This is a genomic window from Parafilimonas terrae (assembly GCF_900115755.1).
Lineage (GTDB): Bacteria > Bacteroidota > Bacteroidia > Chitinophagales > Chitinophagaceae > Parafilimonas > Parafilimonas terrae.
Map to the genome: position 1 here is coordinate 1 of NZ_FOXQ01000006.1, position 24,400 is coordinate 24,400.

At 38.9% G+C, this 24,400-nt stretch carries 25 protein-coding genes and 1 pseudogene; 15 read left to right on the forward strand and 11 right to left on the reverse strand.

Going from position 1 to position 24,400, the window contains the following annotated elements:
• Positions 1-52: 52 nt before the first annotated feature.
• The 10 genes from BM015_RS10815 to deoC form a co-directional block, all read right to left on the reverse strand.
• On the reverse strand, positions 53-1,510 hold the full coding sequence (locus BM015_RS10815; protein WP_090658222.1) for a type I restriction endonuclease subunit R: 1,458 nt from the start codon (positions 1,508-1,510) through the stop codon (positions 53-55).
• A 1-nt stretch (position 1,511) separates the two neighbouring features.
• On the reverse strand, positions 1,512-2,684 hold the full coding sequence (locus BM015_RS10820) for a DNA-processing protein DprA (RefSeq protein WP_090658224.1): 1,173 nt from the start codon (positions 2,682-2,684) through the stop codon (positions 1,512-1,514).
• A gap of 11 nt (positions 2,685-2,695) precedes the next feature.
• Complete coding sequence (locus BM015_RS10825) at positions 2,696-4,711, reverse strand: RecQ family ATP-dependent DNA helicase (RefSeq protein WP_090658226.1); 2,016 nt, start codon at positions 4,709-4,711, stop codon at positions 2,696-2,698.
• Between the two features lie 55 nt (positions 4,712-4,766).
• Positions 4,767-6,167, reverse strand: coding sequence for a 5-methylcytosine restriction system specificity protein McrC (locus tag BM015_RS10830; RefSeq protein WP_090658228.1), 1,401 nt, complete (start codon positions 6,165-6,167; stop codon positions 4,767-4,769).
• Between the two features lies 1 nt (position 6,168).
• Positions 6,169-8,217 carry an McrB family protein gene (locus tag BM015_RS10835; RefSeq protein WP_218148478.1) on the reverse strand — a complete coding sequence of 683 codons (2,049 nt, stop codon included), beginning with the start codon at positions 8,215-8,217 and terminating at the stop codon, positions 6,169-6,171.
• A gap of 3 nt (positions 8,218-8,220) precedes the next feature.
• Positions 8,221-9,378, reverse strand: coding sequence for a restriction endonuclease subunit S (locus BM015_RS10840; protein ID WP_090658230.1), 1,158 nt, complete (start codon positions 9,376-9,378; stop codon positions 8,221-8,223).
• A gap of 76 nt (positions 9,379-9,454) precedes the next feature.
• A complete protein-coding gene (locus tag BM015_RS10845; protein ID WP_090658232.1) occupies positions 9,455-9,877 on the reverse strand; it encodes a GxxExxY protein in 423 nt (140 codons plus the stop codon).
• Complete coding sequence (locus BM015_RS10850; protein ID WP_143075823.1) at positions 9,877-10,626, reverse strand: type I restriction-modification system subunit M; 750 nt, start codon at positions 10,624-10,626, stop codon at positions 9,877-9,879. The genes BM015_RS10845 and BM015_RS10850 overlap by 1 nt, the downstream gene beginning before the upstream one ends.
• Before the next feature lie 128 nt (positions 10,627-10,754).
• Positions 10,755-11,273 (reverse strand): type I restriction-modification system subunit M N-terminal domain-containing protein, encoded by a 519-nt coding sequence (locus BM015_RS10855; RefSeq protein WP_090658235.1) that lies wholly within the window; start codon positions 11,271-11,273, stop codon positions 10,755-10,757.
• A 329-nt stretch (positions 11,274-11,602) separates the two neighbouring features.
• Positions 11,603-12,256: a deoxyribose-phosphate aldolase gene (deoC, locus tag BM015_RS10860; RefSeq protein ID WP_090658776.1), complete on the reverse strand. Its 654-nt coding sequence runs from the start codon at positions 12,254-12,256 to the stop codon at positions 11,603-11,605.
• Positions 12,257-12,290: 34 nt separating this feature from the next.
• Between deoC and BM015_RS10865 the strand changes: the two genes are divergently transcribed.
• Positions 12,291-13,085, forward strand: a complete 795-nt coding sequence (locus BM015_RS10865; protein ID WP_090658237.1) for an ABC transporter substrate-binding protein — start codon at positions 12,291-12,293, stop codon at positions 13,083-13,085.
• A 25-nt stretch (positions 13,086-13,110) separates the two neighbouring features.
• Here BM015_RS10865 and arfB read toward each other — a convergent pair.
• Positions 13,111-13,518 (reverse strand): annotated as a pseudogene (gene arfB / locus BM015_RS10870) (alternative ribosome rescue aminoacyl-tRNA hydrolase ArfB); the annotation flags it as partial.
• Between the two features lie 37 nt (positions 13,519-13,555).
• Between arfB and dtd the strand changes: the two are divergent.
• The 14 genes from dtd to nuoH all read left to right on the forward strand — a co-directional run bounded on the left by dtd (position 13,556) and on the right by nuoH (position 24,169).
• Positions 13,556-14,008: a D-aminoacyl-tRNA deacylase gene (gene dtd, locus BM015_RS10875; RefSeq protein ID WP_090658241.1), complete on the forward strand. Its 453-nt coding sequence runs from the start codon at positions 13,556-13,558 to the stop codon at positions 14,006-14,008.
• A gap of 130 nt (positions 14,009-14,138) precedes the next feature.
• Complete coding sequence (locus BM015_RS10880; protein ID WP_090658243.1) at positions 14,139-15,020, forward strand: sugar phosphate isomerase/epimerase family protein; 882 nt, start codon at positions 14,139-14,141, stop codon at positions 15,018-15,020.
• Between the two features lie 89 nt (positions 15,021-15,109).
• Positions 15,110-15,388: a hypothetical protein gene (locus BM015_RS10885; protein ID WP_090658246.1), complete on the forward strand. Its 279-nt coding sequence runs from the start codon at positions 15,110-15,112 to the stop codon at positions 15,386-15,388.
• 141 nt (positions 15,389-15,529) lie between these two features.
• Entirely contained in the window at positions 15,530-15,931 is a 402-nt protein-coding gene (locus tag BM015_RS10890; RefSeq protein WP_090658249.1) for an NADH-quinone oxidoreductase subunit A, read from the forward strand.
• 99 nt (positions 15,932-16,030) lie between these two features.
• Positions 16,031-16,621 carry an NADH-quinone oxidoreductase subunit B gene (locus tag BM015_RS10895; RefSeq protein ID WP_090658251.1) on the forward strand — a complete coding sequence of 197 codons (591 nt, stop codon included), beginning with the start codon at positions 16,031-16,033 and terminating at the stop codon, positions 16,619-16,621.
• A 69-nt stretch (positions 16,622-16,690) separates the two neighbouring features.
• The gene (locus tag BM015_RS10900; RefSeq protein ID WP_090658254.1) at positions 16,691-17,284 is read left to right on the forward strand and encodes an NADH-quinone oxidoreductase subunit C; all 594 of its coding nucleotides are present in this window, start codon (positions 16,691-16,693) and stop codon (positions 17,282-17,284) included.
• Complete coding sequence (locus tag BM015_RS21395; protein WP_143075824.1) at positions 17,285-17,479, forward strand: hypothetical protein; 195 nt, start codon at positions 17,285-17,287, stop codon at positions 17,477-17,479.
• 73 nt (positions 17,480-17,552) lie between these two features.
• Entirely contained in the window at positions 17,553-18,794 is a 1,242-nt protein-coding gene (locus tag BM015_RS10905; protein WP_090658256.1) for an NADH-quinone oxidoreductase subunit D, read from the forward strand.
• A 19-nt stretch (positions 18,795-18,813) separates the two neighbouring features.
• Complete coding sequence (locus tag BM015_RS10910) at positions 18,814-19,314, forward strand: NADH-quinone oxidoreductase subunit NuoE family protein (RefSeq protein WP_090658258.1); 501 nt, start codon at positions 18,814-18,816, stop codon at positions 19,312-19,314.
• A gap of 7 nt (positions 19,315-19,321) precedes the next feature.
• Complete coding sequence (locus BM015_RS10915) at positions 19,322-19,753, forward strand: copper resistance protein NlpE (RefSeq protein ID WP_090658260.1); 432 nt, start codon at positions 19,322-19,324, stop codon at positions 19,751-19,753.
• Positions 19,754-19,756: 3 nt separating this feature from the next.
• On the forward strand, positions 19,757-20,179 hold the full coding sequence (locus BM015_RS10920; protein ID WP_090658262.1) for a VOC family protein: 423 nt from the start codon (positions 19,757-19,759) through the stop codon (positions 20,177-20,179).
• Between the two features lie 92 nt (positions 20,180-20,271).
• Entirely contained in the window at positions 20,272-21,624 is a 1,353-nt protein-coding gene (gene nuoF, locus BM015_RS10925; protein WP_090658264.1) for an NADH-quinone oxidoreductase subunit NuoF, read from the forward strand.
• Between the two features lie 349 nt (positions 21,625-21,973).
• The gene (locus tag BM015_RS10930) at positions 21,974-23,107 is read left to right on the forward strand and encodes an NADH-quinone oxidoreductase subunit G (RefSeq protein ID WP_090658265.1); all 1,134 of its coding nucleotides are present in this window, start codon (positions 21,974-21,976) and stop codon (positions 23,105-23,107) included.
• 9 nt (positions 23,108-23,116) lie between these two features.
• Positions 23,117-24,169 (forward strand): NADH-quinone oxidoreductase subunit NuoH, encoded by a 1,053-nt coding sequence (gene nuoH, locus BM015_RS10935; protein ID WP_177191882.1) that lies wholly within the window; start codon positions 23,117-23,119, stop codon positions 24,167-24,169.
• The last annotated feature ends 231 nt before the right edge of the window (positions 24,170-24,400 follow it).

The window sequence follows — 24,400 nt, forward strand, 5'->3', positions numbered from 1 at the left end:
CCACATTACCACATCCGGTTATAATACTAATAATAATATTCAATCAACTGATTTAAAATCTACTTTTGATTCGTACTGAAAATGGGAAGCCTACACCATCATCTACACTTCGTTTAAAATCGTATCGGGAAACATAATCCCCAAAAATCCGTTTGGTAATTTCATCGTCTTTGAAAAGTGGTGTTCCGGTAAAACCGATAAATGAAGCATTTGGCAAAGCGTTTCGCAAGTTCATTGCTAAATTTCCGCCTTGTGTTCGGTGTGCTTCGTCAGAAATGACAATGATATTATCCCGTTTGGTTATTTCTTCTTCAAAGTTGAATTTGTGAATGAGTGTAAACAAATAGCGGTGTTCGGAACTGAGCAATTCTCTTAAATGCTTTCCGCTGTTGGCTTTCAGTGAATCTTTGGCTCCTGCTTTTACTTGCGGCACTGCACCAATTCCGCTGAATGTGCCATAAATCTGTGTATCCAATTCGTTACGGTCGGTAACAATCAGAAAAGTGTAACTGCCTGTAAATTTATGGTGAATCTTTTGGCAGAAGAAAACCATTGAATATGATTTTCCGCTTCCCTGCGTATGCCAAAATACACCGAGTTTTTGCTTTTCTTCTAAACTGATTTTGCCCAGTTTGTAGAGTTGCTCTTTGTGCTGTATGTTTTCAATGGCTTTGTTTACGCCAATAAACTGATGGTTTCGGGCAATGAGTTTTATCACTTTGCCCAATGAATTATCAAACAGAATGAAGTTCTCGAACAAATCTAAAAAGCGTTTCTTTTCGCAAACACCTACAATAATTCTATCTAAGGCAACTATCCCTTCATCTTCTTCGGTGATGCGTTTCCATTCGTGGAAATGCTGATACTTGCCTGTTACACTTCCAATGCGACTTTCAATGCCATTGCTCAATAGTACAAAAGCATTGTAATGAAAGAGTTTTGGAATTACATCTTTGTAGTCCGTAAAATTATCGTTGTAGGCATTCTCTAATTTTCGGTGTGCTGCCTTCAGTTCTATGAACAAAAGCGGAATGCCATTTACAAAACCGATTATATCGGGTCTGCGTTCACGATTGCTTTTGCCCTGAATCCATAGTTGGCGAACGGCTAAAAAGTTGTTGTTGTCGGCATTGTCAAAATCAAAAACCTTGAGTGTTTTGTTTTTTACCTGTTCGCCTTTTTCGTTGATGAAGTCAACAGGAATTCCATTTCTTAATAGTTGGTGTTTCTCAAAATTGATTTCGGCTAATGACTTGGTGATGCTTTCTTCAATAAGTTTTTCGTATGCTTGATTGTAGGCTTGCTCGGGTAAGTTAGGATTGAACTCCTTTATTTTATCAAAGAAAATCTTTTTGAGCACTACTTCTTTTTTGTTCAGTCTACCCAAGGTGCTGCCTTCGCCAAAGCCTTCTTTGTTGTATGCCAATAGCGTATCCCAACCCAACTGATTGAAAAATAAATCAATCGCTGTTTGTTCTATTAAATTATCTTCTGAGTATTCCCAAGTCATGCTATCCGAATAAGGTTGGTGCTATTACATCGGTTCTGGTAAATTTTGCAGGTTTGCCGGCAATCGTTTTAATATTCGGGTTCTTCTTCAAGAAACTGGTTAATTTCCTGCTGTCCCAATCCAGTTTCAATCCAAGCAAAATCTCTTTTGATGTATATGTTCCTTTATTTAAAAATTCCAATATATCTTTCTCAATGTTTCTTTTACCATTTTCGTAATTAGTTGTTGGTTCATGTACTTCATTTTTTTGTGCAGGTTCAAACAATTTAGTTGGTGCTTTTATTTTTGAATCTACAACATCACCGTCCATATTTACCGCCAATGCTCCTAATTCAACCAATTTCAGGTTGGCATTTTTTTCCTTGGGTTCAGGGTAACGAACATAGATTTTTCTACCCCTTTTTAGTCCATCCATTGCTCCTTCCCAAGTACCACCCTTGCTGTCAGACTCTGCTACATAAATTTCTTTAGCCAAACCATAGATATAGGCGTTTCTTGCCATTGCCAAACCCACATCCCATCCAGCTTTTGGGAAAAATGTACTTAATACTAAAACATCACCATTAACAATCGGCTCATAGTATTTTTTGAAACCGGACTGGAAGGTTAAGATACCTTGCGGTAAAACAATGATACTCTTTCCATTGGCTTCTATCGTGCTGTCCAGTGCCTGTTTGTCAACTCCTTTAGCAAAGCCACTCACTACAACTTTAAATTCTTTTACACTTTTCTTTGCCACATGATCAGTAAACAATAATGCTTTATCTCCTGCTTTTCTGGAACCTACAATTGCTACTGCATCTTCCTGAAGCAAGCCTTTTCTGCCTTTGATGTAAAGAACGGGTGGTGAACTTTTAATTTTCAAGTTCTCTTTTAAAATCACCGGATAATCGGGAGAATTAATGGGGATAATTTGAAAGCCTTCATTCTGCAATTGTTCTGCGATAAAAGCTAACCTTGGCATATCGGCTTTAGTATACTGCAAATCTGCCAATTCTTTGTCTGTAAAGGCAAATAATTCTTTCCATCCTTTTTTGTCTAAGGCAAAGAAATCAGCCCACGACATTTTGTTTTCGTGGATGATTTGAATAATAAAGCGATTAGTTCGCTCAACCGACCACTTGGGCAAATGTGCTACTGCAATCCAATATGTTTTATCAATGTATTCGTTCATTTCTCTTCTTTTTAAATGTCGCCTCCCACAGTTCTTGCAATTACAAGCGGTGCAATGGTGGTAGCTCCAATGTTGGTCAAATATTGTCCAATCTCTTTGATGGTATAACCGCTATCAAAGATGTCATCAATCAGTAAAATACTTTTTCCTAAAATTTCCTCAGGATTTTGATAGGCAAACTTCCCGTGTACATTGTCTTTTTTGGAAATGCCGCTTTGAAATACTTTTTGTGGCGAAGTGGCTGCTGTTTTTACCAGTTTGTGCGAAATCGGAATATTCAGCGTCCGGGAAATTTTCTCGGCAAAGTTCTTCACCAACTCACCTGATTCAGTTGGCGGAACATAAAGTATCAAATCAAACTTTGTGTTTCCGTAATATTTTCGGAATGCTTTTAGTGTTAAGCGAAGCAGCCAGTCAGGGAAATCCCCACCACCTTCGTACTTTGAATGCCTAAGTGCAGCTCCCACATTGGAAACACCATAATAGGATGCAGCTACACCATTTACGATATTGCTTCGCTGCGTTTCCACTTCCAATACAGGAAAAAAGGTTTCTCTGAATTCCTGCAATTGCTGTTTCATAGCTTCTGTGGGTACAACACGCATATGTTGTCGAGTATCATTGTCGCAAGCGCCACAAGCTCCCTGCCTTTCATCACCCAGATAATTGCACAGGTATTGCATCCTGCAGGTCGAAATACCTGTGTATTCAAGCATTTTTTCTAATTCCTGATTCTGAGCATTTCGCAGTGTTTCAAAAGCGGAAAGGTCTAATTCCGGAGCATCAGGATTGAAAAAGTATTTTTTGCTTTTGCCTGCTATCTGCTCATTGATAATCTTTTGGTCAATCAGGTCAGCAAGGATAACACCCAACTGCGTTTGTTTTAAGTTAGTTGCTTTTATGATTTCGTTCCTGCCTAACAACGCTTTTTTGGTTACAGCAATCACCTTTTCATACTTTGATACAGCCGGTTTGCTTCCATCAATAAACGCTTTTGGCAATTCGGCATCTTCATGCGGATTATACAAAAGAATTGCAAAAGCTTCTTGTCCATCACGTCCGGCACGTCCGATTTCCTGATAGTAATGAATAGGCGATTGCGGCACTTGGGTGTGAATGATAAATCGAATATCGGGTTTGTCTATTCCCATTCCCAAGGCATTGGTGGAAACCACGCAATCATTTTTGTTATTGATAAAGTCTGATTCTACACGCATCCGACTTTCTGCATCCAAACGACCACTGTAAGCGGCCGAATTGAATTTGAGAAATTGTAACCAATTTGAGAAAATATCTGTATTAGCTTGTGTTCCGGTATACACTATTCCTGTTTTCTTCAGTTTGGGTAAATACTCAGCCAACCAAAAGAATTTTTCATCTTCACTCTCTACATGCACCACAAATAAGCGAATATTCGAACGCATCAATTGCCCACGAATGGGAATCAAATCTGTGCCGACTTGTTCGATAATGTCTTCCTGTACTCTTGGTGTGGCTGTGGCGGTCGTTGCCAATACAGGAAAATTCTTCGGCAATAAACGAACAAGATTTACAATCCTTCGGTAATTGGGACGGAAACTTTGACCCCACATGGAAATACAATGTGCTTCGTCAATTACCACCATGGCGATTTTCATTTCTCTTGCAGCGGTTATCCATGTGGCATTCTCCATGCGTTCAGGGGCGATGTAGAGAATATCTAAATGGTTGTTTTGGGCTTTAGCAATAATGCCAGCATTTTCATCAGCGTCCTGATTGGAATTGATAGCAGCAGCACGAATACCTTTATCCTGCATGCTCCTCACCTGGTCTCGCATTAAAGCAATAAGCGGAGAAAATACGATAGTTACGCCATCTAATTGAGTAGCCGGAAACTGAAAACAAAGTGATTTTCCAAAACCGGTTTTCTCAATAAACAACACACGCCTTCCTGCCAACAGATTTTCAATCACCTGCCATTGCAAATCGTGAAACTGCTTGAAGCCAAACAGTCTTTGGAGTTGTATTTCGGCTTGTTGTCTGTTCATCGGTCAATCGCTGTTTGCTCTATTAAATAATCTTCTGAGTATTCCCAAGTCATAGTTAGTTGTCGTTGATTATTGAAGAAAGCCTACCCACAAAAGCCTCTTCATTTTTTATTAATTCTTGCATTGAGTGATTTTCTGAAACATAAATTCCATCAATAATAAATTGGACTTGGTTATCATCAATACCATAAATGGATTTTGAATGAGATATATCCGTATTGATTTCTTTGGATAGCGGATAAATCAAACCACTGGCCTTTAAATAGTTTTTGTAATATCCCGAATAGGAATGTATCTGATGCAAATCTGCTCTGTCCACATCTTCATTTCTCATTTCCATTTTTTTGAATTTGGCATCGAACACAACAACTTTTCCACTTGGCCTGTGCTTCATTACCAAATCAGGAAACATAGGTCGCTTAAAGAACTGGTGTTGATAGATAAGTAGTTCTTCTTGTCCACTAACCGTCCAATCCGGGAAGTTCCTGCTTAAAAGTTTCTCCAGATACAATTCATACAACTCGGCAATATCAAACAAGTAGCCTGTGGTAGCCATTTGTTGCTTTTCGTTGTCGGGCATCAAGTCTTTATCCAGCAAAATGATTTCGGCATAATCCAACACCTTCTTAAATCCGCTATACATTGGATTGTTGATGGTTTGATGTGCTTTTGCTTTTTGAATGGTTTGGTAGCTGGCAAATCTGCCTGAATATTGTTGTTTTAATAACTGGCTCAGCCCAAGTAATCGGCTGTGTATTTCCTTGCCAAAAATTCGTTCTAACTTCCTCAGAGCAAGGTATAGCACGTCTACAATTTCCTGCACATACATTCTCTCTCTAAACGTGCTGGTGAGTTTTCCCTGAAATGGAATATCTCGTTTTAAAAATTCATTAAAATCTATACTGCCTCTTACTTTGTGGCTGCGTTCCTGATGTTTTTGGTAGTGTTGTGGCAAACCCAATACCGCTGCCTTTTCCAACGATTGTATAAAAAGGTAAGCGATTATAAACAAAAACTGATTTTCTGTTTCGTCTTTTTTTGCTTTTACCTGCTCGTTGTCCACATAAATATCATTTACGAAGTTGAGCATTCGCTTCAAGAATGCATCGCCATATTTTGTAGTGATGTTTATTTTGCAGCCTTTATGAAACAGCACTCCGGCATACAATCCTGTTTGAACGATGTATTCTTTTTCCTGCTCAAGTTTTTCTTTGGAATATAGTTTTAGAATTAATCGTTCTTCATCCGGCTCGAAAAAACGGCTGCGTTTGAAATTGAATATTCTGATTTGTTTGAGCTGTTCTGCTCTAAGTTTTAATTCATAAACCGATGAAAAGAGTTCTTGCTGCAAATGTTTAACGCCTGCCTTTTTTACAGCAAAAGCTTCACCCAAAGCCGATTCGCGGATGGGTGCTTCTTCGTAAAAATTATGATTGACAGGTACGCTTATTCTCATTTTATTTCAATGTTTCTTTAAATCGGTTCAAAGCCTCATTCAGTTTGTTGTCTAATTCACTTTCTGCAAAAACTGCCCGCAGGTATTCTTTCAAAGTTGGACGTAAGTACAAATTGAAAAGCACTTCCAGATTATGTTGAGTGATTTCTTTGCGTTTGGCTATATCACTCATTTTCATAAAAAAGGAATGACCAAACTCATACGATTTCCCTAAACCCAAATCACTGGAAATATAGTTGTTCAACTTTTCGCAGGCTTTGATATACTGACCAATGTTGCTGAAATCTTCTTTGCGTTTAAAACGGGTTTCTTCTTCCACCACTTCATAGTCGCAATCTTTTCTAATCCATTTGAATCTTCTGCGAAGTGCTAAATCAAAAGCATCTATACTCTTGTCCACATCGTTCATCATACCAATAAAAAACACATTTTCAGGTACACCAAATTTCACTTCTCCATTATCAATGGCATAAGCTAAGGATTTGTACTTATCATCTTCTCTGATCAAATCTTCTATTAAAGCCGAATATTGGGTCTTAATCAGGTTTTTAGAACCTTTTCCATCGTGGCGATAATCTTTTTCTAAAAGCGAAAGGGTTTCTCCAAATACCGAGGATAGATTAGCCCGATTGATTTCATCTACCACAAAATAGAATGCCTTGCCAGGATTGTTTTTTGCTTTGATACAGAAGTTTTTGAAAACGCCATTCACCAATTCAAAACGGATATTTCCATCCTGTGAAACCCCTTTAGGTTTGATGCCTTCTATAAAATCTTCATAGGTAAACGAAGGATGAAATTGCAGTACTTCATAACGGGAACTATCGCCTTGACTTACAAAATCAAGATTGTTAACTACTGTAAAGGTTTTGCCTGTGCCCGGAGGTCCATACATAATTACATTCGGGTTGTCGGTATCGGCAATTGTTTTGGCATTCACATACCGCCACAAAAAGCGAGATAACAAAATGAGTTCGCCTTTGTCTTGTTCATTTACGGCTAACAGTTTTTTTGCTACCAAACAAACCTGATGGTTCTTGGTGAAAATGCCTTCGGCATCTCCATCAATAAAATCGTTGTACAATTCTTCGAGCCACTGAGTGGAGTAGATATAAAGAAAATCGCTCAGGTTGTCTAACACGGCCATTTTCATCAATATCTGTTTGGCACTGTATGTAGCATCTTCCACTATGCGAATTTTTGCCAAGGGGTCGGTTTCCGATACAATACTTTTTAGTAAGCCTTTAATGTTATCGTTAAAATGACTTTCTGCTTCTGCTCTTGAAGCATTTTGTTTATTCTGCTTTAAGATGTAATAAGTGATGTTATCATTATTTAATTTTACTTCAAAATTAAAAGCCGTGCCGGGCTTAGAAGAACCTAAAACGGTTCTGGTAGTGCGTTCTAAAAAATTGCACAAGTAACCACCGGGCATAGTAGCCGAGGCATTGCCAAGTATATTGGTGTAGTCATCCAAACTCAAGGTGCCGTTTGTTATTTTATCCTTGTATTGCTGCCACTGTGCAATTAAGGTTTCAATTTCTTTATTGTTGAAGTCTTTATCTTCTGCCTTTGTTTCTAACTTATATTTTTCCCAAAGGGCTTTTATTTGGGTTTGTCTTTCGACTGATAAAGGACTTTTACTTTCCATTGTACTTATTATTAAATTGAAATCAGTTTTAGTAATACTAACTATTCTGGCTCTTGTGTCTTTGTTTGATAGTGAATTATAAACGGCATCTGTATCTAACTTATACAGCCATATTTTTACGTCTTTTAGCTTAAAGCGAATTACTACATCAGCATCTTGCTTCACTTCTTCTTTGTCGCTATCTATAACAGCTTGCCCCCAATAGATTTTGGTATTAAATTCTTTAAATATTATTACATCGCCTCTTTTAGGTTTATAAGTAAGGTTGTCGTTGGTAGTAAAATAATACTCTTTCGTTTCAAGTATTGTACTTGTATCCCAAAACGAATCTTCATACTCACCTGGTGGCTTGTTACCAAAGATGAAGTAATTAGGCGCTATGTTTATTTCATTACTCATTCGTTATACTTCTATTTGTCCGTTCATTAGTTTAGGTAACAATATATCCCGTGCCTCACGGAGTTTGGTGTTTTGTTTTGTTAAGTTCAAAATCAAGTTATACATCTGTTGTGCTTCAATTTCAAATGCTTTCTGTATTTTCTTGCTTGGGGTTTTCAATTTTACTTTCATCAATTCGACCTTTGTAACGGCATTGAATATTGCACCATTACCAATAACATCTTCGGCAAAAAAGAACTCTTTCAATTGATGATAAAAATAGTTTTGGAAACCATTTTTACTCCTGAAAGCACACAAACCTCGACCAATACAAATTTTATCACTTGTAAAATTTATTCTCCCCACTGGTGCTCTTACTGAAAACAATATATCACCTTCTTCAGCAATTTTAATTGGTGCATTGCAATAGATTTTATGTTCTACGAAATAGTTTGAAAAATTAGATACCCCTTGATGGAAAGGCAAATTGTCATCTTTTTCATTGGTATATGTATCAGAAGTAGGACTTTGACCCATTACAACATTCGCTAATTCTTCAATGGTAAATTCCTCCAATTTTTCATTTTGAACTATCAACTTATACCTCAAAAACGCCTTCTCCTCCAACAACTTTATCCGCTTCAAATTATTCTCAATCAAATCATCATAAGCCGATAAAATGGAAGCGATTTTGCGTTGCATGGGGAGTGGGGGAAGTTTAATTTCAACTCCCTCAACATCAGTAGGACTTATGTTTGCTTGATTCGCTGCTCCTTGTGCTTTGTTGGCGATTTTTGTTAATGTTTCTTTCTGTAACAGAAAATAGAATAAGTAATCCTTGGAGCATCTTTCATTATCAATATTGATAAACTTTCCTGCTCTTTGGTTTAAGTAGGAGTTTGTCTCGTGTCTATATCTTGCAACCCTTCCAACAACTGATGAAGGAAGTGTGATATGTGAGCCTGTGAGTGAAATTAATATATCGCCTTTGCTCAAATGAAATCTTGTGGGAACTTCAATAGCTGAATCAACGCAATCGTTTTCGTCTAAGACAATATTTTCATCCTTGATACTTTTAATTTTTATTATAGGAGTGCCAATGGGTTGAAAATCTTTTGACTTAAAAGCGAATCCTGATATCACCTTTGCAACTTTTCCTATCTCAACTTTCTCCCACTTCATATCGCCAACTCTTTATAGTTTTCAGAAATAGTTGTCTGAACACGATTTTTTTGGATTACGGGATAGACAAGATTTTTCATTCACTTTTGTATTTAAGGTTATCCTTTGTAATTATCTTTTTATTGTAGAGCCTCTTGAAATCCAAGCTGGTATTGCCGAAATTTATCAAAAGCCCGTCTGCAATGTGAAAGGCTTCCAGATAGTTAATTGCCTGAGCTTTATGCACACCTTCCAACTTTTCGATTGCCTTTAATTCTACCATCACTTTTTCTTCCACAAAAAAGTCAACTCTTCTTGTCCCAACTTGCTCATCACGATAAAATATTGGCATCTCCAATTCTCTTTGAAAAGAAATACCCTCATAAGCAAATTCTATTGCTAAAGCTCTCTGATAAATGACTTCTTGAAAACCATTGCCTAAGGTTGAATGCACTTTCATTGAACAACCAATAATTCGGTGAGTCAATTTATCAATGTCATCTTCTATAATCTTGTCCATCAAATAATCTCTTTAATCGTGTTCTGAATTTGATTTGCTAAGTTGAATGCTTCTTCGTTCAAACCTTCCAACTCAATATGTATTTCGTTCAGGCGTTCTTCGTAGTCAAAGTCATCATCGGTGGTAGTGTCCACGCCTACATACCTGCCCGGGCTTAGGCTCCAGTCTTTGGCTTCTATTTCTTTTTGGGTTACTACTTTGCACAGTCCTTCCACATCGGTATAAACGCCATCAGGAAAACGGCTGGTGAGCCAATGGGCTTGTTTGTAGAAATATTCTGTTTCGTGCAGCAGTCCGGGTTCTTCTTCATCGTGATTGCCGCTTAGTTGTTGTTGCAGAGCTTTCAGTTGGTCAAGTTGCTCTTTTAAATTCAGCTCTTTCCAATCCTTGTTTTTGCTGAGTTGGTATTCTTTAGCGGCTGCTCCAATGGAGTCCAACAACTGTTTAATGAGTTTGTCTTGCGGCTTTCTTAATGCTTTGCACAAGTGAGCAATGCTTTCTAAATCTTTAATATCTGGGGCAACCACAAGGGCAGCCTGTACAAGAGCATTTTGTTGTTCGTAAATGCTTGCAATTTCTTCAATGTTCAACGCATCTACAAAGGATTTAGCTTCCTTGTTTTCTTTGGCGAAGTTGGTTGCAAAGTTGGTAACGGTTTTCAACACTTTCTGCAATTGCTTTTGCAGTTCGGTGGTTGCTTCGGCTGTTTCCTTGGCTAAATTGGTTGCCGTTTGCAGATAGCGTTGCACCGTGCTTTCAAATTTTTGTGCATTGCCTCTATACAGGTTTACAATGCAAATCAGGTTTTGCAGTTGCTCGGGGCTAAAGTCGTTTACCTTACTGGTTACTTTGCGGTAAATCTTCCTTGCGTCAAGCATTAATACTTTATCGCTTTTCTTTTTTTGTTGAGGAAGTATTCGTAAATCTTCCCGAACAAATCGCCTTCGGCTTTTTGCAATACTTCTTTATTGAAAATCCGTAGCAGTTCTCGCAATAGGTCTTTACTGAATATGGAGAAGTTCTTAGGCAATACACCTTTAAGGTTGTCGTATTCGTCCTCAATCAGTTTCATTGCGTTGTCAATCGCTTCACCTGTGTCGGCACTTTCGGGCAATGCAACCAAATAGTCAAACTGCGACTTTTCGGGCAGGAACATAGCATTTCGTTCCTCAAAATCTTTTTTAGTCACAAGTCGTCTGCCTCGTTGCGGATGCACAGGCAAATCCTTTTCAACTTCAATTTTTACTTTCTGAAAGCGGTTGTATGCGTGTCGTAAAAATATCAGTCCCAACACGGGCATTGAGTATTCCGAAGCAGTCAGTTTACTGTTAGCTCTAAGTTGGTCTGCTGCTCTCCAAAGTTCAGCTTCTAATTTTCTGAGTTGTTTTCCTTGCATTAATTCTTTCAGTGTCTTGTTAATATGTCAAATTTATTCTTCCTATAGGTAAGTTGGCAAATTGAAATATGTATATATAGTTCACCTGTCAAAATGGTTTACTTTGTTAATTCGTTTATGTTTTGGTTGCATGCTTAAGTTTGCACTGTCGTCTTTTAGGCTTACTGCCAACGTTAAGGCTTGGCGATGGGCTGGTATTCAATGAACGTTCTGCCCCGAACGTCAACCATTTAAAAACTACAGCCGAAGATAAATACAAAACGCTGATGTTTATTCTGCTGGAACCATTGCTGATAAAGTATGGGTTTAGCAGGAATTTAAGTACTTTATTAATCCTGCTCCGATACTATCTGCACACTGCTGCTGCATCCAATGCGTGTGGCTCCTGCATCAATTAATTCTTTGGCAAATGCGTAAGTTTTAATACCGCCTGAAGCTTTTATCTGAACCTGCGGAGACAGGTGTTTGCGCATTAATTCAATAGCATGCACACTTGCGCCTTTTTCTGCATAGCCGGTTGATGTTTTTAGAAAATCAACTTCTGCAGGCGCATACAATTCGCAACAGCGTATGATCTCTTCATCGGTTAAAACGCCGGATTCTATTATCAGCTTAATTACTTTATTATTTTGCTTAACCACAGGTAAAATATGATTGATTTCATTGGCAAGATATTGCCAGTCGTTATTTTTAAGTGCAATAAGGTTTATTACAATATCCAGTTCATCCGCACCATCAACAATGGCCAGCAAAGCTTCGGCAAGTTTGGCTTCAATAGCCGAATAACCAAACGGAAAACCAATAACCGTTGCTGTTTTTATTGTTGTATTCTCCAATAATTTTTTAGCCGTTTTAATAAACGGCGGCGGCACACAAACGGCGGCGAAATTATATTGCCTGGCTTCGCTGCATAAGCGTTCTATATCTGCAATTAAAGTGGTTGGCTTTAATATGGTGTGATCAATGTACCTGTTTATCTGCATTATAAAATTATTATAGCTGCAAAGAAAAATCATAATGGCAATACATCCTTGCATTGAATTTTTATCTTCGGCAGGTATGAAACAAAAGCCGGAAAGAATTATTTCACTTGTTCCTTCTCAAACCGAATTATTGTATGATTTAGGTTTGAATGAAGAAGTAATTGGCATTACAAAATTTTGTGTGCATCCTGGTGAATGGTTTAAAACAAAAACAAGGATTGGCGGCACGAAAAATATAAATATTGAAAAAATAAAGTCATTAAAACCTGATCTTATAATTGCCAATAAAGAGGAAAACGTAAAAGAACAGGTTGAGGCCTTGCAAAATTTTACAAACGTTTATGTAAGCGATATTCTTAATCTTAATGATGCACTGAATATGATTTTGCAGGTGGGCGAACTTGCGCATAGAAATGAAGCCGCGGACAAAATTGCAACGTTAATCAGCAAAAAGTTTTCAGCATTAAAGAGTGTTAAACAGGAGAGAAGGGCAGCTTATCTTATCTGGCAAAAGCCATATATGGCCGCAGGCGGCGATACATTTATACATGATATGATGCAGTATTGCGGTTTGGAAAATGTGTTTGCAGATAAATTGCGCTATCCCGAAACAACAATTGAAGAACTGCAATCGCTGAACTGTGAAGTATTGCTGCTTTCATCAGAACCTTTCCCTTTCAAACAAAAACAGGCAGATGAAATACAATCCCTTTTTCCTTCAGTAAAAATTATGTTGGTTGATGGAGAAATGTTTAGCTGGTATGGCAGCAGGTTAATATATGCGGCAGATTATTTTGATAATCTTATTCAATCCAGGCTATTGATCTGACGCTTTAATGCGTCTGACCAGGTATTTAATAATCTTCCCGTTTTAATTTTTTTCTTCCTTCTTTAAGCGATGATTGCAGCTTTTTATTTTTAAGCCTTCCTTCTTTTACGCCCTTTGGAATTTTAGTAGCAATTCTTATTTTCTTTGGCTGCAATGCATGGTTCACAAGTGCATTCATCTTTTCAATTACAGATTCTTTATTGCCCATCTGCGTTCTTTCGGTTTGTGATTTTACCAGGAAAAAACCATCAGCTGTTATGCGGTTTGAAAGTTTTTCTGCAAGCAATTGTTTTTGTTGTTCCGTTACCAGGTTTGAAGCATCAATAAGCCAGCGGCCTTCCACCATTGTTTCCACTTTGTTTACATTTTGCCCGCCTTTGCCGCCGCTGCGTGCGGTTTTAAAAATAATTTCGCTGCTTATATCAATCTTCATGGCCTTAATTTTAAACGCTTAAACAAAATTACACAACATGCGTGCAGTTATACAACGTGTTACAGAAGCTTCTGTAACAGTTGATGGAAATATTACAGGCAGTATTAAAAACGGCCTGCTTGTTTTTATAGGAATTGAAGATGCTGATGCAACAGAAGACATAGAATGGCTGAGTGGTAAAATTGTTAACCTCAGAATTTTTAATGATGATAACGGCGTAATGAATATAAGCGTTAAAGATATTGATGGCGGTATTTTGCTGGTTAGCCAGTTTACCTTGCAGGCATCTACCAAAAAGGGGAACCGCCCATCTTATATAAAGGCAAGCAAACCTGAAATTGCTATTCCATTGTATAAAAAGATGATTGCGCAGCTTGAAAAAGACCTCGGCAAAAAAATTGAAACAGGCGTTTTTGGCGCTGATATGAAAGTGAGATTACTGAACGACGGGCCTGTAACAATATGGTTTGATACAAAACAGAAAGAATGACCACTTATTAAACAGCTTTTGTGAAAGAACTCTTAAAATACTATAGCTTTTATTTTATTTATTGAGATATGTTAAAACGCTATAACTATTTTGCCGCTTTAAAATTTATCACTTAAAAATTTATTTACTTATGAAATTGCTTGCATCGGCCTTACTTGGCTGCATGATTGGCCTAGCAGCTTGTAACAGCGGCGGTTCTGCGTCTTCCAATACCGATTCTACTGCTGCAGATACAACTGTATCTGCGGGTAGCACAGACGGTTTTAAACTTGGTGTGCAAATGTGGACATTCAGGCTGTTTACATTCACAGAAGCGCTTGATAAGGTTGACAGCGCCGGAATAAAAAATATCGAGGCCTTCTGGGGACAAAAATTAGGTGGCGATATGAAAGGGGAATTTGGTGCTGGCATGGATGCCGATACACGCGCAAAACTTAAAAAGCATTTGCAGGATAAGGGCGTACAGATTGTTGCCATGGGCGTGATTACCCCAAAAGATAAAGATGAATGGATAAAGGCTTTTGACCTGGCAAAAGAATTTGGCCTGAGCTACATTACATCAGAGCCAATAAAAACGCAATGGGATATGATTGACAGCCTTGCCGGCGTTTATGGTATTAAAATCGCTATTCACGATCATCCAAAACCAAATGCATACTGGAGCCCTGATTCAGTTTTGGCTGCCATAGCTAATCATTCCAACATTGGTTCTTGCGCTGATATTGGCCACTGGGCACGCAATGGCATTGACCCCGTTGAAGCATTAAAGAAGCTGGACGGCCACATTATTGGTGTGCATTTAAAAGATATTGTGAAGTTTGATGATACAAAGGCTGCAGACACCGTGGTTTCAAAAGGCGTGCTTGATTTTCCCGCCATATTCACTGAATTAAAAAGGCAGAATTTTAATGGAATGATGTCCATTGAACATGAATCAAACTGGGAACAAAACCTGCCAGATGTAATATTTACAAAGCAGTATTTTGATGAGCAGGTAGCTAAATTGAAATAAGCCGCCCGGTTGTTTATGTTTTGCAAATGTTTCCAGCCTGGCATGCATACCTGCATGATGTTTGCACTGTTTCCATAAAATAAATAAATATGGAAAAACGTGCTAAACTTGAGGCAATTGACAAAATGCTTCGTGAATTGGATGACGTTAAAAATTCACAAACATCTTTATTGAAAAAGATTGCGCAATTAGAGGCGGAAAATATTAATGCAGGTGTAAGCCTTCTTGATAAATCACTGCCCGATGTGCATGGCCATGCAGATGATACGCTTGAAACAGTTTCCAAACTGATAGAAGATTTACAGGTGCATCGTGATGATTTTGCAAAAAAATATAATCTTAATGCACCCGAAGAGGCAACAACCTAAGATTTGATAAAAGTTACACAAAAGCCTGCCTTAGCGCAGGCTTTTGTTTTTATAGTGATAAAATATTATTTCAGTTAATAACTTGTTTTTTATTGTAATAAATCACACTTACTTTTGCCGTATTCAAAGCGCCCTTCATTCATGAACTCATTTGTTTATTTACTTGATACAGTTGTTACAGGAAATTCAGCAGACTATGTGCCAATCGGCATACAAATAATTTTTGCCGCAGGCTTTGTTGCCACCGTAATGATTGCAACACACCTGCTGGGCCCAAAAAGGAAAACAGCAGAAAAACTTGAAAACTTTGCAAGCGGTATAGAAAGTCATGGAAATGCACGACAGCCTTTAGCCATCAAATATTTCCTGGTGGCTATTTTGTTTGTGCTGTTTGATGTGGAAGTGATATTCTTTTATCCTTATGCCGTAAATTTTAAATCGCTTGGCTGGTATGGGTTTATTGAAGTGTTGCTATTTGTATGCTTCTTTTTAACAGGATTTATCTATATAATTAAGAAAGGCGCTTTAAAATGGGAAGATTAAATTGTTTAATTTGAAGATTTCCTGCCGCTGGCAGATAAGGAGAATGCGTTAATGAAATGAGGTGAATTTTCAAATTTTTAAATTTTCAAAATAAAGATAATGGCAAGACCGGTTAGATTTAATATACATCCCAAAGGAACATCTATTCATGATAATATTGCTTTAGCCGATATGCCGGAAGGCTCAATGGGCGAAGGTTATTTTGCAACTAATCTTGAAAAAGTTATAGGCCTTGCAAGAAAGAATTCCATATGGCCCTTACCTTTTGCCACAAGCTGTTGCGGTATTGAATTTATGGCAACCATGGCAGCAACGTACGACCTTGCACGCTTTGGTTCTGAACGTTTGGGTTTCACGCCGCGCCAGTGTGATTTGCTGATGGTAATGGGTACTATAGCTAAAAAAATGGGCCCTGTTTTAAAACAGGTTTACCTTCAAATGGCAGAACCACGCTGGGTTTTGGCAATGGGCGCCTGCGCTGCATCAGGCGGTGTGTTTGATACTTATTCTGTGTTACAGGGTATTGACCAGATTATTCCGGTGGATGTGTATATTCCCGGTTGCCCGCCAAGGCCGGAAGCTGTGATTGACGGTGTTTTGAAGATACAGGAACTGGTGCATAACGAAAGCCTGCGCAGAAGAAACAGTGAACATTATAAAGCATTGCTTAACAGTTATGGCATACAATAATTTGAGAATTTGAAAGTGTGATAATTACATTTTCAAATTTTTTGAATTTTCAAATTTTCAAATTCATACATGGGTTTAACTTACGATAGAATTAAAGAAAAGCTTACTGAAAAATTTGGCGGCCAGGTTAGCAATTTTGAAGAGCCTTATGGCATGCTTTGCTTTGAAGTGCCAAAGGATATGAACCTGAAAGTAATGCAGTTTTTGTATGATGACGATGAGCTTCGTTTCAGGTTTCTTACAACATTAAATGCCATTCATTATCCAGATAATAAAGGCCGCGAATTAGCCATTGTGTATCATTTGCATAATATGGTTGACAATGTGCGTTTGCGCTTTAAAATATATGTTGATATAACAAAGCCCGATGTATTTACGGCTACAAGATTGTTTGAAGCGGCCAACTGGCTGGAGCGTGAAACGTATGATTTTTATGGTGTGAACTTTATTGGCCATCCAAACCTTGTGCGCATATTAAATGTGGATGAAATGGATTATTTTCCTATGCGCAAAGAATATCCTTTAGAAGACCAGACAAGAAAAGATAAAGATGATGAGATGTTTGGCCGTGGCGGTTCTGCTGGTTACGGAACTGTAAAAACAGAGGATGATACAACCATTGCAGAATCTGAAAAAGATAATGTAGGTGATAAACTGATATAAATGATTAGATTTTTTAAGTATAAGCAGCTTATTTTAAGCATGGCTGTTTTGGTGGCTTTAATTGTTTCATTTGCTTTTCCTGCAGATGGATTTGCCCGGAGTTTTTTATTGGGGCTCTCTGCCGGAATTTCATTTATAATTTTAGGAATGCGCATTGGCAGCATGAGAGCAAAAAAAAAGCAGTATAGCAAATAAAGTACGTTGTTATCATTTTCAAATTTTCCCTGTCTGCCAACAGGCAGGAAATCAGCAATTGTTAAATTAAAAAATGCAAGACGTAGTTTCAATAAAAGATAATCATATTGTTCTGCCGGATGGCTCCATAGAAAAGCAAACCACAACGCTTAATCTCGGGCCAACACACCCGGCAACACATGGCGTGTTTCAGAATATACTGGAAATGGATGGCGAGCGTATTGTTTCCGCCAAACAAACCATCGGTTATATTCACCGTGCATTTGAAAAAATTGCAGAACGCAGGCCGCTTTATCAAATAACGCCGCTTACAGACCGCATGAATTATTGCAGCAGCCCCATCAATAACATAGGCTGGCATACAACCTGCGAAAAACTATTGAAGATTCAAACACCTAAGCGTGTTGATTATCTCCGCGTAATTATAATGGAACTGGCAAGAATTTCAGATCATCTTATCTGTAATTCGGTGGTGGGTGTGGATGCCGGCGCTTTTACCGGTTTCCTGTACGTAATGCAATACCGCGAACTGATTTATGAAATTTATGAATCCATTTGTGGTTCCCGTTTAACCACCAATATTGGCCGCATTGGTGGCTTTGAAAGAAATTTCACTAATGTTACCTGGGAAAAACTGGAAAGGTTTTTAAAGGAATATCCAAAAGCATTAAAGGAACTTGACGACCTTTTATTACGCAACCGCATATTCATGGAACGCACTATTGGCGCAGGTCCAATAAGCGCAGAACGTGCATTAAATTATGGCTTTACCGGCCCTAATTTAAGAGCTGCCGGCGTTGATTATGATGTGCGTGTTCATTCACCTTATTGCAGTTACCAGGACTTTGATTTTAAAGTTCCCGTTGGCAGCACCGGCGATTGTTATGATCGTTTTTTGGTACGCGACCAGGAGATGTGGCAGTCAATGAAGATTATAGAACAGGCTTATCAGAAGATACAGGATTTTAAAGGAGAAGAAGCTGAAGTATATCATGCAGATGTTCCGGATTATTACCTTCCTGAAAAGAAGGATGTATATACAAAAATGGAATCGCTGATATGGCATTTCAAAATTATTATGGGTGAAATTGATATGCCGGTTGGCGAGGTATACCATTGTGTGGAAGGCGGCAATGGCGAACTTGGTTTTTATTTAATAAGCGATGGCGGCAGAACGCCTTACCGCCTGCATTTCCGCAGGCCTTGTTTTATTTATTACCAGGCTTATGAAGAGCTGGTAAAAGGTGCAATGCTGAGTGATGCCGTTATAACCATGAGCAGCCTCAATTTAATTGCAGGCGAAATGGATAGTTAATATTTTGAATTGAAAATAAATGGTCAAGTTTTCAGAAGAAAAATTAAAAGAAGTTAGTGAGCTGATCAGCCATTATCCTGAAGGCAAACAGAAAAGCGCCTTACTGCCTTTATTGCATATTGCCCAGGAGGAATTTGGCAACTGGCTGGATGTGCCTGTAATGGATTACGTTGCTGAACTTTTAAATATTGAGCCGATTGAAGTGTACGAAGTAGCAACCTTTTACAGCATGTATAATTTAAAACCTGTTGGTAAATACATGTTTGAAGTTTGCCAGACCGGTCCTTGCATGTTGCGTGGCAGCGATGATATTATTGCCTATATTGAAGAAAAGCTTGGCATTAAACCAGGTGAAACCACACCGGATGGTATGTTTACTTTAAAAACGGTTGAATGTTTGGGCGCCTGTGGTTATGCCCCCATGATGCAGTTAGGCAAACATTATCGCGAACATTTAACCAAAGAAAAAGTTGATCGGCTTATTGAAGAATGCAGAACAAATGCAAATAGTCTTAATTAATGAATGAATGAAAAAACTTTACTTCATAATATCAGTAAGCTTTTTAACAGCCTGTGGCGCCGGTTCTGACCAGATTGCCGCAGGCGACAGCGCTTTTAAAACAGAAGTGCCTAAAGCGTTCATAACAGATGCCGAAGAATATACAGGTTCGTTGCCCTGTGCTGATTGTGAAGGGATTGATGTTTCGCTTCAGCTTAATAAAAATGACAGCAGTTATATAATGACTTCTGTATATAAAGGCAGCAGGGTTGATAGCAGCAATAATACTTTTAAAGACACTGGAACATGGAACGTTCACGGGGCCGATACATTGTACCTGTCTCGAAACGGAAACTCGGTTAAATACATTAAATCAGATACAACATTAATTCAGTTGGATGGTGACGGCAACAGGATAACCGGCCCGTTGGCCGATAAATTTATTCTTCATAAAAAATAAATTATGTATCATCTTGTTCCATACTTACATTTTAACGGCAATGCTGAAGAAGTACTGAATTTTTATAAAGATGTTTTTGACGGTGAAATATTAACAATTAATCGTTACGGCGATAGCCCGATGAAGGGTGATGAAAGTTTAAATGATAAAATAATTCATTCGCGTTTAAAGTTTGGCAACAATGTTATTATGATCTCTGATTCTTTTAACGGGCAACTTGCCAATACAGGTGGAAATATTCAAATGTCCGTTGAAGTGGATGATGAAAACAGGATTAAAGAGGTATTTGATAAAATGGCGGAAGGCGGAAAAGTTACCATGCCTCTTGCAAAACAATTCTGGGGGGCAACTTTTGGAATGTTGCAGGATAAATTTGGTGTGAACTGGATGTTTAATTACGAAGGAGAAAAAGCTGAACAGCATTAATTCAGTACACCTCCGGATGAGCCCGGAGGCAGGATTCACCAGCGATGTCATAAGGTACAGAAGCTGATAACATAAAAAATTCCAAAAAAGGAATGGCTATAAAAAAAGTTTTATTAGAAAAAGATCACGTTGAAGGCATCCGGTATTATGAAACATACCGGAGGGAAGGTGGTTACAGAAGCGTGGAGAAAGCGTTTAAAATGTCGCCTGCCGATATTGTGGAGGAAGTAAAGAAAAGCGGCTTGCGTGGCCGCGGTGGCGCAGGTTTCCCTACAGGCATGAAATGGAGCTTTATTGCAAAACCTGAAGGCGTGCCGCGTCACTTGGTTTGCAATGCAGATGAAAGCGAGCCGGGCACTTTTAAAGACAGGTATTTAATGGAATTCATCCCGCATTTGCTGATTGAAGGCCTGATTGTTTCTTCTTACGCGCTTGGCTCAAACACCACTTATATTTATATACGCGGCGAATACGCATGGATTGTTGATATTCTTGAACAAGCCATTGCAGAGGCAAAAAATAATGGATGGCTTGGCAAAAATATTGTGGGCAGCGGTTTTGACTGTGAAATATATGTACAGCGTGGCGCCGGCGCTTATATATGCGGCGAAGAAACGGCATTAATAGAAAGCCTTGAAGGCAAGCGCGGCAACCCGAGAATTAAGCCGCCATTTCCTGCCGTTAAAGGGGTTTGGGAAAGGCCGACTGTTGTTAATAATGTTGAAACACTTGCAGCAGTTGTACCTATCATTAATATGGGCGGCGAAGAATATGCAAAGATTGGTGTTGGCCGTTCAACCGGTACTAAATTAATTTCAGCATGCGGCAATATCAACAATCCCGGTGTATATGAAATTGATATGACGATCTCTGTTGAGGAGTTTATTTTCAGCGATGAATATTGCGGTGGTATTCCAAATGGTAAAAGGTTGAAGGCCTGCATACCGGGTGGTTCATCCGTTCCAATTCTTCCGGCAAATTTATTATTGAAAACGGCTAAGGGCGAACAGCGTATGATGAACTATGAAAGTTTATCCGACGGTGGCTTTGCTACAGGTACTATGATGGGCAGCGGCGGTTTCATTGTGTTTGATGAAGACCAGTGCGTGGTGCGCCACACATTAACACTGGCAAGATTTTACCGCCATGAAAGTTGCGGGCAATGTTCACCCTGCCGGGAAGGCACCGGCTGGATGGAAAAGATTTTGAAGAATATAGAATATGGCAAGGGTAAGATGAGCGATATTGATTTGTTGTGGGATATCCAGAGCAAGATTGAAGGCAATACCATTTGCCCGCTGGGCGATGCCGCAGCATGGCCGGTGGCAGCAGCAATAAGGCATTTCAGGGATGAATTTGAATGGCATGTTTTAAACCCTGATGAAGCACAAACAAGAAACTTTGGGTTGGCGCATTATGCAGATGAACTGGCAGTAACAGCGTAATCAATTGAAAAATAAAAATTCAAAAATCAAAAAAATTGGAGAGCGGATATTTAATAGAAGAACCTCTGAAAACTTATAATATAAAGCATCGTGCTTTTCAGTTTTCAAAGGATATTCTGTCATTCGTTTCTGAAACAAAATTGAATTTTTATGTTACTGCTTTGAAATCTGCAAATGAAACAAAATATTGGCTGTATTTAATCAGGGTTCAATTCAATCAAATAAAGTTGCAGCCTTGTTACAGGAAGCAGATGGATTATCAAAGATTATTGCATCAATAATTATATCGCTTAAAAAAACATGATGCCCGTTTTTTGGTTTTTGACTTTTTAATTTTGATTTTTAAATTATGGCTGAAGAACAACCTTTACTTAAAGTAACCATAGATAATATAACTGTAGAAGTTCCTGCAGGCACAACCATATTAAATGCTGCCCGCCAGATTGGTGGCGATGTAGTTCCGCCGGCAATGTGTTATTATTCCAAACTGCAGAACAGCGGCGGTAAATGCCGGACCTGCCTGGTGGAAGTAAGTAAAGGTTCGGAAAAAGACCCGCGGCCAATGCCGAAACTTGTTGCCAGTTGCAGAACAACGGTGATGGATGGCATGGAAGTAAAAAATATTACTTCGCAGCGTGTAATTGATGCCAGGAACGGCGTGGTGGAAATGTTATTGATCAATCATCCGTTGGATTGTCCTATATGCGACCAGGCGGGTGAATGCGACCTTCAGGACCTTAGCTTTAATCATGGTAAAGATGGCTCCCGTTTTGATTTTGAAAAGAGGGTTTTCGATAAACATACTTTAGGCCCGCACATTCAACTGCACATGACACGCTGCATTCTTTGCTACCGCTGTGTGTTTACAGCAGACCAGCTTACCAATAAAAGAGAGCACGGGGTCCTCGACAGGGGCGACCATGCTCAAATTGCCACTTATATTGAGAAGAGTTTAGATAATGATTTTATAGGAAATGTGATTGATGTTTGCCCGGTTGGCGCTTTAACGGACCGTACATTCCGCTTCAAAAACCGTGTATGGTTTACGAAGCCTGTGGATGCGCACCGTAATTGTTCCAAGTGCTGTGGCGAAGTAAGGTTATGGATGCGTGGTGATGAAGTATTTCGCGTTACAGCCCGCAAAGATCAATGGGGTGAAATTGCAACTGCTTCTGATGGTAAAACGGGATGGATTTGCGATGAATGCCGTTTTGAAAAAAAGAAAACAAGCGATTGGGTGATTGAAGGCCCTACAAAAGTGAACCGTCAATCGGTTATTGCCCAGAATAAATATGTTGGTTTGGTAAAACCGCCTGAATTTTTGCAGGAAGTAATGGATGGCACAAAGCCAAGATATATGCTGGACATACACAGCGTAAGCGGCGTTAACGAGCCGGAGATACGGCTTGATTTAATTGATGGCCCTGCACACAGCGAAGATTTTAAAATCGCTGACGAAAAGCGAAAAGAATTAGAACAATAATAAATTATAATGATTCACCTTCTTACTGTAGACTGGCTTCTTTTATTAGAAAAGCTTATCCTCATTGTAATTGTTGTAATGGCATCTTTGGTTATAGCCATGTACGAAACGTATGCTGAAAGAAAGATTGCCGCTTTTATGCAGGACAGGATTGGCCCAAACCGCGCCGGCCCGCTTGGCTTGCTGCAACCTTTGGCAGACGGCGGCAAACTGTTTTTCAAGGAAGAAATAATTCCTAATCATTCTAACAAAATCCTCTTTATACTCGGGCCTTCACTGGCCATGCTTACAGCCATGATCACCTCTGCTGTAATACCCTGGAGTGGTGATATAAATTTGTTCGGCAGAACTGTTTCCTTGCAGATAGCAGATGTAAATATTGGTATCCTGTATGTTTTTGCCGTGGTTAGTTTGGGTGTTTATGGCATAATGATCGGCGGCTGGTCATCTAACAATAAATTTTCTTTGCTGGCTGCCTTACGCGGCGCCAGCCAGGTTATAAGCTATGAACTGGCAATGGGCCTGTCATTAATTGCCGTATTAATGATAACCCAAACACTAAGCCTGAAAGAAATTGTTGAACAGCAAATGGCATCGCACTGGAATATTCTCTATCAGCCCCTGGCTTTTATTATATTCTTTACCTGCGCATTGGCTGAATGTAACAGAACGCCGTTTGATTTGCCCGAAGCAGAAAGTGAATTAAACATGGGTTATCACCAGGAATATTCATCCATGAAGCTTGGGTTCTATCTCTTTGCTGAATATGTAAATATGTTTATCAGCAGCGCGATTGTAGTTACTTTATTTTTTGGCGGTTATGATATACCATTTTTGGATGAAGCGGCGCATGCCGATTGGGGTAACTGGCTGGCACTTGCAGGCCTGGTTTGTTTTATGCTGAAGATTGGCTTTTTTATATTCCTGTTTATGTGGATCAGGTGGACGGTGCCAAGGTTCCGGTATGACCAGTTGATGGACCTCGGCTGGAAAAAATTAATTCCGTTGGCACTGGCAAATATGGTTATTACAGGGGCTGTTATTTTATGGATGAATAAGTGAGAAAATGAATATTTTTTTAGATAAATCGTTGCCAAAAAGAGTACAGCTATTGCTACAGGCTGTACGAGTGTTTTATTTTATTGCATTTTTTGGAGGAGTGTTTTATTTCAGAGATGATAAAGACCTTTCTGAAATTCTGATATTCATTGGAATCGGGGCCGCGATTATTTATACTATTCTTTATTTTCTTATACAACGTCTCAAGAAAAGATTAGTTAAAGAAACAGATAA